We start from the raw sequence: 15,261 nt of genomic DNA on the forward strand, positions 1-15,261 counted from the left end.
TAATAAGGGAAAACGAACAGATTTGCCTAAAAGTTTCTTTTTTGGTAAAGGACTTTGAGAGAAAGACTTTTCATTGCCCTCTTTTTCAGTTAAGATGAACAATGAAGCAATTATTAGGAGGAGAAAGAATGAGTACAGACTTTTTTGAAGAACTAAAGCAACGCGGATTAGTTCATCAGACCACAGACGAAGCAGCCTTGACCAAACAATTAAATGAAGAGTCTGTGAAACTATATATCGGCTTTGATCCTACCGCAGATAGCCTGCATATTGGTCATTTATTGCCTATTTTGATGTTGCGCCGTTTCCAACAAAACGGACATGTGCCGATCGCATTAGTTGGTGGCGGTACAGGAATGATCGGTGACCCATCCTTTAAAGATCAAGAACGTCAATTAAACACATTAGATACCGTTTTGGAATGGTCACAAAGTATCAAAAGCCAATTATCTCGCTTTATTGATTTTGATGACCAAGAAAATCCTGCCATCATTGCCAATAACTATGAATGGTTAGGGGAATTGAAACTGATTGATTTCTTACGGGACACGGGGAAAAACTTTACCATCAACTACATGATGAGCAAAGAAAGTGTCAAACGTCGGATCGAAACAGGAATTTCCTACACGGAATTTGCATACCAGCTTTTACAAGCCTATGACTTTTTGAACCTTTACGACAACCACGGTTGCTTGTTGCAATTAGGTGGTAGCGATCAATGGGGTAATATCACTTCTGGAATCGAATTATTGCGTCGTGAGCGTGAAGTCCAAGGGTTCGGTTTGACTATGCCATTGATCACAAAAGCAGATGGAACGAAATTTGGGAAAACAGAAGGCAATGCGGTTTGGCTAGATGCCAAGAAAACAACGCCTTACGAGTTCTACCAATTCTGGATCAATACGGATGATCGTGATGCAGTCAAATTCTTGAAATATTTCACCTTCTTATCATTAGAAGAAATCGCTGCGATCGAAGCTGAATTTAACGCTGCACCAGAATCTCGAGCAGCACAAAAAGCTTTGGCAAAAGAAGTCACTACTTTGGTTCATGGGGCAGAGGCTTATGAACAAGCCGTACGCATCTCAGCAAGTTTATTCAGCGGCAATATCAAAGAATTGAACGCTGAAGAGATCGAACAAGGCTTTAAAGGGGTTCCTAGTCATCAGGTAACAGCGGATGATTCTTTGAACATCGTTGAAGTGTTGACGACTGCTAAAATCGAACCATCAAAACGTCAAGCAAGAGAAGACGTACAAAATGGGGCCATCTACATCAATGGGGAACGCGTCCAAGACCTAACGTACGAGATCCAAGCAAGTGATCGGATCGGTGGAAAATACGTCGTGATTCGTCGTGGCAAGAAAAAATATTTCTTATTAACATTTTAATCGCAAAAAGCGAACCGACCTGTTGGTTCGCTTTTTTTCAAATTTTTGTAGAGGAAGGGTCTTTGTTGGAATGGGAAATATAGTGTTGAATGCCGCCGGTTTATTTGCCATGATCTTCTTAGGGTATTTTCTTAAACGGCTAAATGTCCTTTCAAAAGCGGATGGCTCGATCTTATCCAAAATTATTTTGAATGTGACGTTACCGGCAGCAATCATTTTGAATTTAGCTTCAATGCAAGTACAAGTCAGTGCGCTTAGTTTGATTGTGATCGCTTTGATCATTACGATCGTCCAGATCCTCTTCGCATTTTTCTTGACCAAAAAAGAATCGAACACGCTGCAACAGTTTGCTATGTACTGCGGGTCAGGATTTAATATCGGCAATTTTGCAATTCCTTTTGCCCAAAGTTTTTATCCTTTAGGGATTCCACTGATTTCGCTGTTTGATATGGGGAACAGTATCATGTTGGCAGGGGGAACGACGATTTTCATCGAGTTCTTGATTGGAAAGCGGACGACGTTTGAACCAGGAAAAATCTTTTTGAATCTCCTGCGCTCGCCAACATTTACCATTTATCTAGTGATGCTGATTATCCGCAGTGCGGATTGGAGGATTCCCGAGTCAGCCTTGGCGCTCGTTCAGCCAATCGGGATCGCAAATACGTTTCTGTCCATGTTTATGATTGGCTTATTTTTGGATTTCCGCTTACCGAAGCACACTACGCCAACGGTAATCAAAATTTTAAGCTTACGCTACGGACTAGCTTTCGTGCTGTTCGCGGCTTTCTATGTTTTACCGATCCCAGTTTTATTAAAACCAGTACTTTGTTTGTTAGTGTTTGCTCCGATCCCTTTATTTGGGGTCATTAATTCCGTGATTGCTGGGATGGAGGAAGAGGCGGTGGGATTTGTTTCTTCCATTAGCTTTTTGATAAGTATGCCGCTAATGACGGGTGTCCTGATGTTATTTGGACTCGCTTGATAAAAAAATACGGCAATGAGCAAAATAATCGCTTTACAAGGTGCTTTTATCGATAATAGAGAAGACTAGATTTAGGAGGAAAAGAAAAATGTTGATTGGTTCACACGTTTCAATGAGCGGCAAAAAAATGCTTTTAGGAGCAGCAGAAGAGGCGGCTAGCTATCAAGCTACTACGTTTATGATCTATACCGGAGCTCCGCAAAACACGCGGCGCAAACCGATCGAAGAGATGCAGATCGCAGCTGGACAAGATTTTATGACGGAAAAGGGAATTTCGAATATCGTTGTCCATGCCCCTTACATCATTAATTTAGGTAATACCATCAAACCAGAAAACTTTGGCTTTGCCGTTTCGTTCTTACAAGAAGAAATCCAACGAGCCCAAGCTTTAGGTGCAACTCAAATCACGTTGCACCCCGGTGCCCATGTCGGTGCAGGACCCGAAGCTGGGATCAAGCAGATCATTAAAGGCTTGAACGAGGTCCTTGAAAAAAATCAAACCGCCCAGATCGCATTAGAAACAATGGCAGGTAAAGGCACCGAGATTGGTCGCAGTTTTGAAGAATTGGCAGCAATTATCGATGGCGTTACCTTAAATGAAAAGTTATCCGTTACACTAGATACTTGTCATACGAATGATGCCGGCTACAATGTCAAAGAAGACTTTGACGGCGTGTTAAACGAGTTTGACAAAATCATCGGGTTGGATCGCTTGAAGGTCATCCATGTCAATGATTCAAAAAATCCACAGGGTAGCCACAAAGACCGACATGCGAATATTGGTTTTGGCACGATCGGCTTTGAAGCCTTGAATAAGATCGTTCATCATGAGCAATTATCAGCGTTACCGAAAATTTTGGAAACACCCTATGTTGGCGAAGACAAAAAGAATAAAAAAGCCCCTTATGGCTATGAAATCGCGATGCTGCGGGAAAAGACCTTTGATCCTGAGCTATTGACGAAAATCATGGCGGATGCTTAAACGGTTCATTTAACCATGAGCCAGCTTATTATTGGAGGAAGAAAAATGGACTTTCAGTTGCTGATCGATGCCGCGAAACAAAAACTGGGATTCAGACAGCTCTCTCAATTTGCAGAAGCAGGGAGTGTCGCGGCAGCTCTGGCTACTGCAGATGGACAGATTTATACAGGGATCTGTATCGATACCAGCTGTTCCATGGGTTTTTGCGCCGAACAAGCTGCGGCTGCGCAAATGATCACCGATGGGCAGCAGCGGGTGTTACAGATGGTTGCAATCAATTCGGCAGGTGAGCCGATCCCACCTTGTGGTCGTTGCCGTGAATTCATCAGCCAGCTGGATCCTGCCAACCACAACACGCAGGTCATGATCGCAGCAGGAAAAATAATGACGATAGAAGAGCTGTTGCCTTTTGATTGGAAAGCATCAAAATAAAAAGAGATTTAGCCCCTTAGACCGCTCTGTTCTAAGGGGCATCTTTGTTTTATCGATCCAATGGACGATCAACATGTTTAGATAAAAAAACTCCTCAACCAGCAATAGCGCTTTGTTGAGGAGTTGATCGATAGCAATGATTAGAATTTTTTCGCAGCTGCTGCTACGCGTTCTAAACCTTCAGCAATGATTTCTGCTGTTTTAGAAGGATCTGCATTGTGACCTTCGATGATTACTTCTTCTGTGATGTTCATGCCGAACATACCACCGAAAACTTTTTCCATAAAGGTTACAGCGTTTTCCATTGCGCTCATTTCGCCTGAGTAAACACCACCACGGGCATTCAATAGAACGATTTCTTTGTCTTTCAACAATTGGTTCATTGAACCATCTTCGTTATAAGAGAAAGTAAAGCCAGCTTGGAAGATATAGTCGATGAATGTGTGCAAAGCTGCTGGGATCGTTAGGTTCCACATTGGGAAAGCGAAAACGATGGTATCTGCTGCTGCGAATTTGTTCATCACGTCTTGACGGACAGTCATCAATTCTTGTTCTTCTTGGTTTAATTCTTGTTCTTGTGAAAGTTTGCCAAATGCTTCAAATAACGTTTGACCGATATAAGGCATTGGTTGTGCGTACACATCAAAGGTTACAACGTCCACATTGTTCGTATCAAGATTTTCAACGAACGTATCAAACATTTTTGCAGATACTCCATCAGGACGGTTATTGGCTTTAACAACTAAAATATTTTTCATTTTTTTCCACCTTTACTTTAAGTAAGTTTTAATCACAAAACGTAGTATACTATAAAATAATTTTGCTTACAATAAATAAGTGTACTTTTTTAAAAAAAGCTGGAATTTTGCGGTATTTTTCACGTAGTTTTGGTAAACTTTAGAGAAAACAGGAGGGGTTCTATGAAAATATTCGTGGTCGAAGATGACAAATCGTTAGTCAAAATGATGGAAAATCAATTATCCCGCTATGCGTATCAAACCTTTGTTCCGGAAAATTTCGCTGCGGTTTTAGCTGAATTTTTGCTGATCCAACCTGATTTGGTTTTGTTAGATGTCAATCTGCCTTATTATGATGGGTTTTATTGGTGCCAAAAAATCAGGGAACATTCATTGGTTCCAATTCTCTTCATCTCCGCACGTGACGGCAATATGGACCAAGTGATGGCATTAGAATACGGTGCTGATGATTATCTGGTCAAACCTTTTTCTTATGACTTGCTGCTGGCTAAAGTGAAGAGCCATATTCGCAGAGTCTATGGGGATTATGCACAGTCTGATCGGGCGAGAAGCTTGAAGGCTGGCGAATTGACCTATTATCCGGAAGCGTTGAAGATGGTCTATCGTGAAGCCAGTGAATGGCTGACTGTTCGAGAAGGAGAATTATTGACCCTGTTAATGTCGGCACACCCAGAGATGGTCAAACGGGAACGGATTTTAAATCTATTATGGGATGATGAGCGCTTCGTTGATGACAATACGCTTTCTGTCAATGTCGGCCGTTTGCGAAAAAAATTGGCGGCAATGGGCATCAATGATCCGATCCAAACGATTCGCGGCAAGGGTTACGCCTTATCGGTAGTAGGTACAGAAGAATGAGAGCATATGCAAGTGTTCATTTACCTAAACTACTCGTTACCTTCCTAGCCATTTCATTGTTCGTTTTGGTGATTTGGTTGGATGGCTATCGAAATTACCTCGTGATTGGTTATGGTCTGCTTCTATTCGGGCTGTTCATTGTTCTTGTTTATTTGGTAGATTACCTTTCCAATACTGCATTTTATCATTATATCAAGCATGGAAGAGCGACTCACCGAAGCAATGGCTACCTTTCCAAGCAATGGCGCAAGCAGTTCGATGCACAAGAACAGCAAGAGCAAGAACGGCTGACAGAACTAGATCAGCACCATCAAAATCATATTCGTTTCATGAATATCTGGGTTCATCAAATGAAAACACCTGTCTCAGTGTTGGCGCTAATGGCTGAAAGTGAGGAGGTCGACAGCTACGATCTTTTAGCTGAAACAGATCGCTTAAAAAGTGGCTTGGCGACTGCGCTGAATTTTGTGCGCTTGGAAGATTTCACAGAGGACTTCGTTATCGAGTCAGCCTCACTGTTGGAATTGTTAAAACACAGTATCGGTGACCAGAAGCGGAATTTTATTCGCAGTGAAGTCTATCCGAAGCTGATGAGTGAAGCGGATATCACGGTGACAACAGACAAAAAATGGCTAGGTATTTTGCTCTTTCAGCTCATCAGCAACGCCGTCAAGTACTCAAAGCCAGACAGTAAGGTCTATATTGAGATCGATCCTTTTTCTAGAAAATTGACGATCTCAGATGAAGGGTGCGGAATTGCAGAAGCGGATCTGCCAAGGGTTTTTCGCCCCTTTTATACAGGTCAGAATGGTCGGCAAACAGGAGAGGCAACTGGGATCGGTCTTTATTTAGTTGAAACGATCAGTACGCAATTAGATATCGATGTGTCGCTTGCCTCTATGGAGAATCAAGGCACGACGGTTACCCTAACATTTCGGAGGTGAAGGCTTTCTTACAATTTTGTAAGCTTTCTATCATGAAATCGATAACTGATTGCGGTGCCGCCTGCTAAACTGGTAGCAAAGGAGTGAAGATGATGGCTTTACTAGAATTGAAAAATGTATCGAAAACCTACACAGGGGAAGTGTCTGTTGAGGTTTTACAGCAAATCGATCTCAAAGTGCCAGAAGGAGAATTTATCAGCATTATGGGTCCATCTGGCAGTGGCAAGACCACCATGCTGAATTTGGTGGCAACATTGGATAAACCGACTTCAGGTTCGGTGATCATCAAGGGCGAGCAGCCCCTAGAATTATCTAAGCAAAAACTCGCGGAGTTTCGTCGTCGGCAACTAGGTTTTGTTTTTCAAAACTACAATTTACTTTCGCCATTGAGCGTGCTTGAGAATGTGATTTTACCACTGACACTGGATCGGGTGCCCGTTCCTGAAATGAAAGAACGTTCGGAACAGCTATTACGTGAGCTTGGGATCTATGAGAAAAAAGACAAACGCATCTATCAGCTTTCCGGTGGAGAGCAGCAGAGAGTTGCGATTGCTAGAGCTTTGATCCATCAACCGGAATTGCTTTTAGCAGATGAACCGACGGGCAATCTTGATTCAAAGGCAGCACGAGATGTCATGGAAATACTAAGTCAGATGAACAAGCAACTTAAGGTCACCACCATGATGGTCACCCATGATCCTTATTCTGCCAGCTTTTCTGATCGGGTCGTTTTCATCAAAGATGGAAAGCTGTATAACGAAGTCTATCGCGGGGCTGATCAACAGCAATTTTATCAAAAAATTCTTGAAGTCCTAGCACATTTAGGAGGTCGCCGTCATGAATTTCAGACAGTTGATCATTCGTAATCTGCAGGGGAATTTTCGAACCTATGCGGCCTACTTCGTCAGTAGCGCCTTCGCGGCGATGGTGTTTTATATCTTTAGTCTTTTGCTCTTTCATCCGCAATTGGAAGAAAATTTGTCCAATAGCGGTACACTTTCAGAATTGGCGAAGGTCGGTCTATCCGTCGCACTTGTGGTGATCGCTTTACTGTCGCTGTTGTTTTTATGGTATACATTTGTGGTCTTTTTAAAACGACGCAAACGTGATCTGGCAATCTACTTGATTTTGGGGATCGAAGAAAAAGATCTGCGAAAGATTTTGTTTGTCGAAAATGCCCTTTTAGGAACCTGTGCCACAGTGACCGGTATTGGGTTAGGGATTTTATTGACGAAATTATTGCTGCTGATTGCGCAAAATGTCATGTATCTAACAGAAGGACTGAGATTTATGGTTCCTATGGAAGGTTTAGGATTGACCTTTGGGATTTATGTTTTTATTTTTCTCTTGATCTCCTTTTTCAGTACTCGGGCTTTGCAAGGAGAGCAGATCATCTCCTTGATCAAGGAAAATGAAAAACCGCGTCCTGAGCCAAAAAGTCATTGGGCATTGGCATTTTCAGGAATTGTGCTGTTGCTAGTTGGCTATGGATTGGTCTTTTATTTTAGCTACCAAACGTACTCAATGCTGCCACTTATGCTAGGAGTCTTGTTGACTGTTGCAGGCACGATTTTGTCATTCCATCAGTTCAGCGTATTTCTGTTGAAACGATTAAAGAAACGGTCGACCTTCTTACGGGGCACTCGGATGTTGACTATCAGCGAATGGATCTTTCGCATGCGAGACAATGCGGCGATGTATAGTCTGATCGCTATTAGTACCTCCGTGGCATTCGTTGGGATTTCCGTGATGTTGGCAATCGGCAGCTCTTCTTTTTCTTCGATCCAAGGAATCAGTGTAGCCTATGTGTTTCCGTGGTCTGGGCCAGAAGACCTCAATCATACCGAGGGAAAAGTAAACGAAATTAAAACTGCTATAGAAGAAAAAGGGTATGCGCCTGTAACGGATAGTGTTTCCTTACTATGGGCATATGCGAATCTTGATGAATCTGCAGTTACGAATGATTCATTCTATACGACGAATGGCTTTTCAATTATGCGAGAAAGCGACTATCAGAAAATGATGAAACAAATTGGTGAGGAAGCTGATTCTGTTGCAGATAATCAAATAATGACACTTAGTGCTAATTATTCACGTCGAAAACAGCTTCTAGAAGTCCCTGAGAACGAACGTACAAGTATCTATCCAATCGAATTGGGATCAGAGACCGGTATAAAAAAAGATGTTACGATTGTCCACAGTCCCTCAATGCTTTCTCTGGATTACTTTGGACTGTCAGTTGTGACAGATAAAACCTTTGAGGAGTGGCAAGCCCTCTTGCAAAAATCCACCGACGATATGGAATCTGGTTTTATTTGGTTAGACTATCCAGAATGGGCTGAAACACCTGAATTGGTATCTGATTTCAATGGGAATTTAGATAAAGAAAATGCCTTGATCGATCAGCAATACGAAGAGCTCAGTCAGGAGTTTGAAGCCAAAGGTGACTATACGGATGAAGAGTGGGCAGAAGCAGCAAAAGACATTCCGATGCGTACGTCTTATACCTCGAAATACCAAGTTTTCCAAGAAAATCGTCAAGGAAATGGCATCATCTTAATGATCACGGTATTACTGGGTTCGGTTTTCTTTATTTTCTCCGCTTCAATTATCTATTTCCGTTTATTTGCAGATTTAGATAAAGATGGGGCGTACCACCGTTCCTTGCATATCTTAGGTGTGTCGCCGAAGGAGCGTCACAAAGTTCTGCGACGCCAACTGCAAGTGATGTACTTCTTGCCAACAGTCGTGGCAATGATCCATTTTGCGGTGGCAATGACCGCTTTGCGTATTTTAGTAGAATTGCCTGTATGGCAATACTACGGTGTGATCGTTAGTCTCTTTTTGATTTTCCAAATCGTTTTTTACTTTGTTTGTCAGTATCGGTACTTGCAGCAAATTGATAGGATCGCCGATCCTACAGAGTAATTTATTCTTCAAGCCAAATCTCTTTCAGTTTGTACTGATTGGGAGTTGGCTTTTTATTAGCTAGTTTGTCTAAATTTCTATCCATGAAGCCTTTTAATTGTGCAAATCATTGAAAAGCAGATAAAATTAAGTAACGCTCATTTTGTCAAACAAACGAAGAGACACTGTTAGAACACGACAACTGTCAGATGCAAAATTCATTTCGAGTACAGTGAAGGCTGCGGTCGATGGATTTAGGGAAGCACTTATTTGAGGGAGGAGACCAATGATCACACGACTTGGAAAAGCATTTGCAGTCTTACTGTTGCTGATTCCTTTATTTGCTGGTATCCGGATTGTTTATGGGGAAACCGATGTGGGTGCCAACCTGATCACAAATGTATCGATCGTTAATAGCCGCAACGAGGTCATCACAAGTATTGAAAAGGATGATTCCTTCAAAATAGATATGACCTGGAGTTTGGAGGATTTAGGAGATTTAAAAGCCGGTGACAAAGCGACTGTCACCTTGCCAGTTGAGATTGAAGGCGTCAATAATACGTATGCTTTATACGATGAAAATAACAACTTAGTGGTCAATGTTACCCAAGTTGGCAATCAGCTGACCTTTGTTTTCACGGAATTTGTCGAACAAAATACCAATGTACACGGGGACTTTTATTTTTGGACAAAGTTCAGCGATGAAGTGACAGAGAACCAAATCAACAACATCAACTTCGAAACAGTAAATGGAACGCAATCGGTGCCTATTTTTATTCAAGCAGTGGATGATACAGGGGAGGGAGCCTTACTCACCAAACAAGGACTGTATTTAGGTACGCAAGAACCCAAACGGATTATTGATTGGCGTGTGTACATCAACTCGTTTGATACAAATCAAGTGACGATCAAAGATGGAACGTTTATTGATATTTTAGGTCCTCATCAGACACTCATCAGTACGAGTGCCCGAGTAGTCTATGGACCCAGCGTTTCCAACCCAACGTATGTTGATCAAGTACCGATCGTTTTAAATAGTGATGGGTCCTTTGAAATTCCTTTGCGGGATACGGAGGAACGGATCTACATTACCTACAAAACAGAAACTGATGGATCATTGGAACAATATACCAATCGGGGCATCCTTGATGCCGTGGTCAATGATGTGCCAAGAACAAGCAGTATTACTGGCTATACGCCACGCTATGGTGGCGGTGGTGGCGGAACCGGTGAACCAGGGGAGTCCAGCAGCACGGAACCAAGCAGTGAAAGCAGCACCAGTAGTACTACCGAACCAAGTAGTGGAAACAGTACTAGTAGTACTACCGAACCAAGTAGTGAAAGCAGTACAAGTAGTAGCACGGAACCAAGTAGTGAAAGCAGCACCAGCAGTAGCACAGAACCAAGTAGTGAAAGCAGCACTAGTAGTACCACCGAACCAAGTAGTGAAAGCAGTACAAGTAGTAACACGGAACCAAGTAGTGAAAGCAGCACCAGCAGTAGCACAGAACCAAGTAGTGAAAGCAGCACTAGTAATAGCACGGAACCAAGTAGCGACAGTAGCACCAGTAAATCCACCGAATCAACTAACAGGAGTAGTTCTAGTAATACTGGGGCGGTGTCACCTGAAAATTCATCCTCTGGGATCAATAAGTCATCCAAAACAAATAATTTGCATAATCAATCAGAAAAACAGCACTTTCCTCAAACGAATGAAGTGTCTAATCATTTATGGATTGCAATAGGAATGGTTTTAGCAGGATGCGCATTAAAGTTAGGTTGGAGTAAATTTATCAGGTAGATAGAAACTGAAATTTTGGAGGCAGTTTTATTACTTGGAAGAAAAATTAATAAAGACTTATTTAAAGGAAAGATGCCATTTTATGGCCACTTTCCTTTTTTTTTCGGCGCATGTTTTCTCTGAGAATTTATTATAATTTCCTTATCAAGTTATCTTGAAATATTCATTTAGGAAGTGAGGAAATGAGAAAGCTGGTTGGAATCGTGTTGATTTTGCTGTTAGCGGGATTATTGCTGCTGGTGTTTGGTTTCGATCATACTTCAGCAAAAGAACGAGCCGGAGGGAATTTATCGTTTTCTGTTCAAACGAACCGAGTGATCTATGATGAAGCCTTGAAAGTCATTACGATCCCGGTACGGCCGAACAAAACGCTGACTTCACAAAAGGTTCGTGTCCTACTAACTTATGGTTGGGATGGGAACGGTCACAGCGAAAAAGTGATCGGCGAAACAGTTTTAACGAATGTCGATTGGTTTTCAGGTATTGAAAACTACTTAAGAATTCATGCTGAGATGGTTATTGATGAGATAAAAAGTATGGATAAAGTTGATTTAGTTGTCATATATGATGGTGAAACAACGATAACTGAGAACTTGAAGCCCAGTCAATGGCAAGTAATAACGCCCCCGAGCTCTAGCGAGACCACGAACTCTGAGATAAGCGCAAGCTCTAAGGTGACTGAAGAAACGGGCTCTTCCTTTAGTAGTATCGAACCGAAATTTAGCGACTCTCAATCCACGGATCCAAGGACTTCTACTACGGAAAACACAAGTCGGGATTCTCAAAGTATAGAAAGTAGTCACAATTCAAGTGAGTCAGAAAGTTTGAACACTCAACCAGTCAGTGAGAGCGAATCAAGTCAGATAACTAGGAGTCGAGAAACCACCGCAACAACAGGAACAACGACCGTTAGTGAAGCTGCATCTGAGGAGCTTTCAGATTCAGAAACGAAACCAAACAAATTAGCGCCGAACCAAAGTCAGTCAAGCAAGCTAAGTGTTTCCTCCAATGATCCCGCAGGCAAACAACTCGCTAAAGCATCGTCTTCAGTGAAAAAGGAACAGGAACAACCTACGAAGACAAGCAGTGCTAAGGAGGTCAATGGAGCCGTACTACCGAAAACCGGCAGCAAAAATACGAGTATTCACTATATCCTCTTTGGTCTAGGCGTGGTTATCCTTGCTGTCTTCCTTTACTGGCTGAATCGAAAGTTATTTTCTGATGAGAGGCAGTAAAGAAAAAAGCCAAGGAAAATGAGAGACTTGATAACCCACGATTGGAATTTTCTTCCCCAGAAAGCACAATCACGTTTTGTTTTACCGTTTTTAACAAAATGTCTGACGATCGTTTTGAGGCGTCAGACTTTTTTTATGAAAATACACAGATAACGAAAGGAAAATTTGTTAAAAGTGATTTGACAGAAAAGAGCGCACGGTGGTACGATCACCAAACATTGACAGCTTACAATTTTGTAAGATGACAAATTTAAGGTAAAAACAGCGTTTGCTGATTATACAAGCGAGGGAAATTTCATGTTACAGGCACTTTTGGATACGACAGAAAAACAAATTTATGCGTTTCTAAGTTATTGTTACGAAACGAACAAGAAAGACTATACAATGAAAGAGCTCTCAAGTGTTTTCGATAGGAAAACCAACAAAATGCAGTCGATCGTTCAGCAAGTAGAGGTGTTTCGTGCACGCTATCCTCAGTTTACTTTGACCTATGATCGGCTGGAGAAAGAAGTGTCCATTGCTTTTTCTCCACGATTCCTATTGAGTCAAGCCTATAGTGTATTGTTGCGGGGAACCGTTGGATTTATCTTGCTGGATGCACTCTTTCAGGGGGACTATCATTCCCTTGAACAACTCAGTCAAAAAACCTTTAGCAGTCCCCGCACGATTCAACGAAAATTGCAGGAGTTAAATCATGTTTTGGCGAACTATCATTTGTCCTATAGTTTAAAAAAAGGTGATCCTTTAGCAGGTGCTGAATATGCGATCCGCTATTTTTATCATCTTACCTATTGGCAAATTTTTGATGAGAAGGACTCACGAGTCTTGGCATCGCTCAAGGAGAAAGAGCAGGCTGTAGCGTTGTTTGAAACCCATGCTTCTTATATGAGAAAAATCGATATCGAGAAATTTCTTCATCTATTCGCTATCTCCGTGCAAAGAATCCATCAAAAGCATCCGCTTTCGTTTTTACCAAAAGAAGTACTGATGTTTGAGCACCCATTAATTGAAAAAAATCAGTTTGATCAGGTCTTTTTGAAACCATTGTTTAACAGGAATCATCTGTCGTTTTCTGATATTTCGGAGGATGAACGCAGCTTCTTGTATTATATGTTTGGCGTAATAAACACCTATCTTGAGGAGGATCTCGATGCTGCTAACATCTCGTGGCTGACTCAGCCAACGTACCAGCAAGAAGCGCAGCTCGTTGAAAAACTAGCCGTGTATTTTCGGTTGACGTTTACAGAAGCCGAAAAAAACTATTTACTGGTTAATCTGGTAATGATCCATTCCGCCTCTGGCTGTTTTGGTACGCGACAAAAAAGCGATAGTTTTGGCAAAACAACCGACGAGCAAGACCTGCAAGCCGCTTTTCCGGTGCTCTATCCAACCATGAAACGGTTTTTTTTGGAAGCGACTGTTTCTTTACCAGCGTTGCGTAGATTACTGCAAATGAATGATCGCTTGATTTTCCAATACTGTATGTTACTGAGAGTTATTTTTATAAAATATGAACAGCCGGTCACGTTCTCGATCCATTCGAAATACGGAAAAACGCAAGAGCTTTGGATCAAGAACCGCTTAATGAATGCCACGCATCGAGCGATGGCCCATTATTCGCTGTCTCAAAAGCCAGATTTGGTGATCAGCGATTATCCGATCCATCAGGAATTTTCTGAGGAAGAACAGCCGTACCTCTTTTATTGGAATGGTCACCCAAGCGCAAAGGAGTGGAAACAGCTCAAGCAAGTGATCAAACAGATCAGAAGTGCCAAGAACAAGGCAGCGTTTGCCCAGCTGGCATTCACCCAAACGGAGTGATCCCGCTATAAGATCGATCAGATAGAACTTATAATTTTGCCAAGCTTTTGACCAGTAGCAATAGGTCAAACGTTAAAAGTAACAGTGTTAAACGAAGAGGTCAAGAAGCAAAAACAGGAGCATCGATGTTCCTTTTTCGCTTCTTGACTTTTTTTTACAGAGATGGCATGGTATACATATTATCATAACGTTTTTTATTTAAAATCGTTGCAGAAAAGGTGTTAGGAAGAAGGGGTAACTTTGACAGAAGTATTAGCACTGCAAAATGTTTCCAAATTGATTGGAACCAAACGAATCATTGAGGATGTTTCCTTTGTGGTGGGCCAAGGACAAGTCGTTGGTTTATTAGGGCCTAATGGGGCTGGGAAGACGACGATCATTCGGATGATTGTTGGGTTGATGAAGCACAACACAGGATCGATTGCCATTATGGGGAATTTACTGGATTCTTCTTTTAAAACCGCGATTGCCTCAGTCGGTGCGATCGTTGAAAATCCTGAGTTTTATAATTATATGACAGGCTATGAAAATTTGATGCAGTATCAGCGCATGGCGAAGAAAAAAAGTACGACAGCAGAATTAGAAGCTCTTATTCGTCAGGTACATTTAGAAGGACACATCCATCAAAAAGTCAAAACCTATTCATTAGGGATGCGTCAGCGTTTAGGTGTTGCCCAGGCATTGGTCCATCAACCAGACTTATTAGTTTTAGATGAACCGATGAATGGCCTGGATCCTAAAGGCATGCGGGAGTTTCGAGAAATGATTCTTTCTTTGAGAGAAAAAGGCGTTTCTGTCTTAGTTTCCAGTCATCAATTAAGCGATATCGAACAAATTGCCGATCATTTGATCGTGGTGCAAAAAGGAAAAGTCACTCATCAAGTAGCAATGGCAGAGTTGAAAGCAGAGAAAAATGTACTGATTATTAAAACTGATGATAATGCGGAAACAGAAGCACTGTTAAAAGCTTCCTTTGAGGTCGAGGTCTTGCAGGTTGCAGATGAATTGCAAGTCACTCTAGCAACAGATCAGCGTTCGGCAATCGCTGCAGCGATCGTGACGGCTGGGATCGGCTTGAAAGAACTACGGACAAAGCAATCTTCTCTAGAAGATACATTCTTGGCTTGGACCGAAGAAGGAGGTTTGTAAG

13 protein-coding genes are annotated in these 15,261 nt (G+C 41.9%); 12 read left to right on the plus strand and 1 reads right to left on the minus strand.

What is annotated here, in order from left to right; translation table 11 throughout:
* The first annotated feature begins 128 nt into the window (after positions 1-128).
* From tyrS to IGI88_RS14455, 4 genes are all read left to right on the plus strand, one after another.
* Entirely contained in the window at positions 129-1,391 is a 1,263-nt protein-coding gene (gene tyrS / locus IGI88_RS14440; RefSeq protein WP_008378466.1) for a tyrosine--tRNA ligase, read from the plus strand.
* 70 nt (positions 1,392-1,461) lie between these two features.
* Positions 1,462-2,373, plus strand: a complete 912-nt coding sequence (locus IGI88_RS14445; protein WP_016612232.1) for an AEC family transporter — start codon at positions 1,462-1,464, stop codon at positions 2,371-2,373.
* Positions 2,374-2,461: 88 nt separating this feature from the next.
* Positions 2,462-3,355 carry a deoxyribonuclease IV gene (locus IGI88_RS14450; RefSeq protein WP_429960695.1) on the plus strand — a complete coding sequence of 298 codons (894 nt, stop codon included), beginning with the start codon at positions 2,462-2,464 and terminating at the stop codon, positions 3,353-3,355.
* A 45-nt stretch (positions 3,356-3,400) separates the two neighbouring features.
* Positions 3,401-3,787, plus strand: coding sequence for a cytidine deaminase family protein (locus IGI88_RS14455; RefSeq protein WP_034872565.1), 387 nt, complete (start codon positions 3,401-3,403; stop codon positions 3,785-3,787).
* A gap of 140 nt (positions 3,788-3,927) precedes the next feature.
* Here IGI88_RS14455 and IGI88_RS14460 read toward each other — a convergent pair whose 3' ends face one another.
* A complete protein-coding gene (locus tag IGI88_RS14460; protein WP_005225804.1) occupies positions 3,928-4,545 on the minus strand; it encodes an FMN-dependent NADH-azoreductase in 618 nt (205 codons plus the stop codon).
* A 162-nt stretch (positions 4,546-4,707) separates the two neighbouring features.
* On the opposite strand from IGI88_RS14460, the gene IGI88_RS14465 reads away from it, so the two are divergent.
* From IGI88_RS14465 to IGI88_RS14500, 8 genes are all read left to right on the plus strand, one after another.
* On the plus strand, positions 4,708-5,403 hold the full coding sequence (locus tag IGI88_RS14465) for a response regulator transcription factor (RefSeq protein WP_008378457.1): 696 nt from the start codon (positions 4,708-4,710) through the stop codon (positions 5,401-5,403).
* Positions 5,400-6,347, plus strand: coding sequence for a sensor histidine kinase (locus IGI88_RS14470; protein WP_086316224.1), 948 nt, complete (start codon positions 5,400-5,402; stop codon positions 6,345-6,347). The genes IGI88_RS14465 and IGI88_RS14470 overlap by 4 nt, the downstream gene beginning before the upstream one ends.
* A gap of 89 nt (positions 6,348-6,436) precedes the next feature.
* Positions 6,437-7,213 carry an ABC transporter ATP-binding protein gene (locus IGI88_RS14475; protein WP_005235419.1) on the plus strand — a complete coding sequence of 259 codons (777 nt, stop codon included), beginning with the start codon at positions 6,437-6,439 and terminating at the stop codon, positions 7,211-7,213.
* Positions 7,185-9,275 (plus strand): ABC transporter permease, encoded by a 2,091-nt coding sequence (locus IGI88_RS14480; protein ID WP_429960696.1) that lies wholly within the window; start codon positions 7,185-7,187, stop codon positions 9,273-9,275. Before IGI88_RS14475 ends, IGI88_RS14480 begins: the two co-directional genes overlap by 29 nt.
* 265 nt (positions 9,276-9,540) lie before the next feature.
* A complete protein-coding gene (locus IGI88_RS14485) occupies positions 9,541-11,055 on the plus strand; it encodes an Ig-like domain-containing protein (RefSeq protein WP_429960697.1) in 1,515 nt (504 codons plus the stop codon).
* Positions 11,056-11,237: 182 nt separating this feature from the next.
* On the plus strand, positions 11,238-12,290 hold the full coding sequence (locus IGI88_RS14490) for an LPXTG cell wall anchor domain-containing protein (RefSeq protein WP_086316221.1): 1,053 nt from the start codon (positions 11,238-11,240) through the stop codon (positions 12,288-12,290).
* A 297-nt stretch (positions 12,291-12,587) separates the two neighbouring features.
* A complete protein-coding gene (locus tag IGI88_RS14495; RefSeq protein WP_429960698.1) occupies positions 12,588-14,111 on the plus strand; it encodes a helix-turn-helix domain-containing protein in 1,524 nt (507 codons plus the stop codon).
* A gap of 240 nt (positions 14,112-14,351) precedes the next feature.
* The gene (locus IGI88_RS14500; RefSeq protein WP_429960699.1) at positions 14,352-15,260 is read left to right on the plus strand and encodes an ABC transporter ATP-binding protein; all 909 of its coding nucleotides are present in this window, start codon (positions 14,352-14,354) and stop codon (positions 15,258-15,260) included.
* The last annotated feature ends 1 nt before the right edge of the window (position 15,261 follow it).

The organism is Enterococcus sp. AZ179, from assembly GCF_050498885.1.
Classification (GTDB): domain Bacteria; phylum Bacillota; class Bacilli; order Lactobacillales; family Enterococcaceae; genus Enterococcus_D; species Enterococcus_D entomosocium.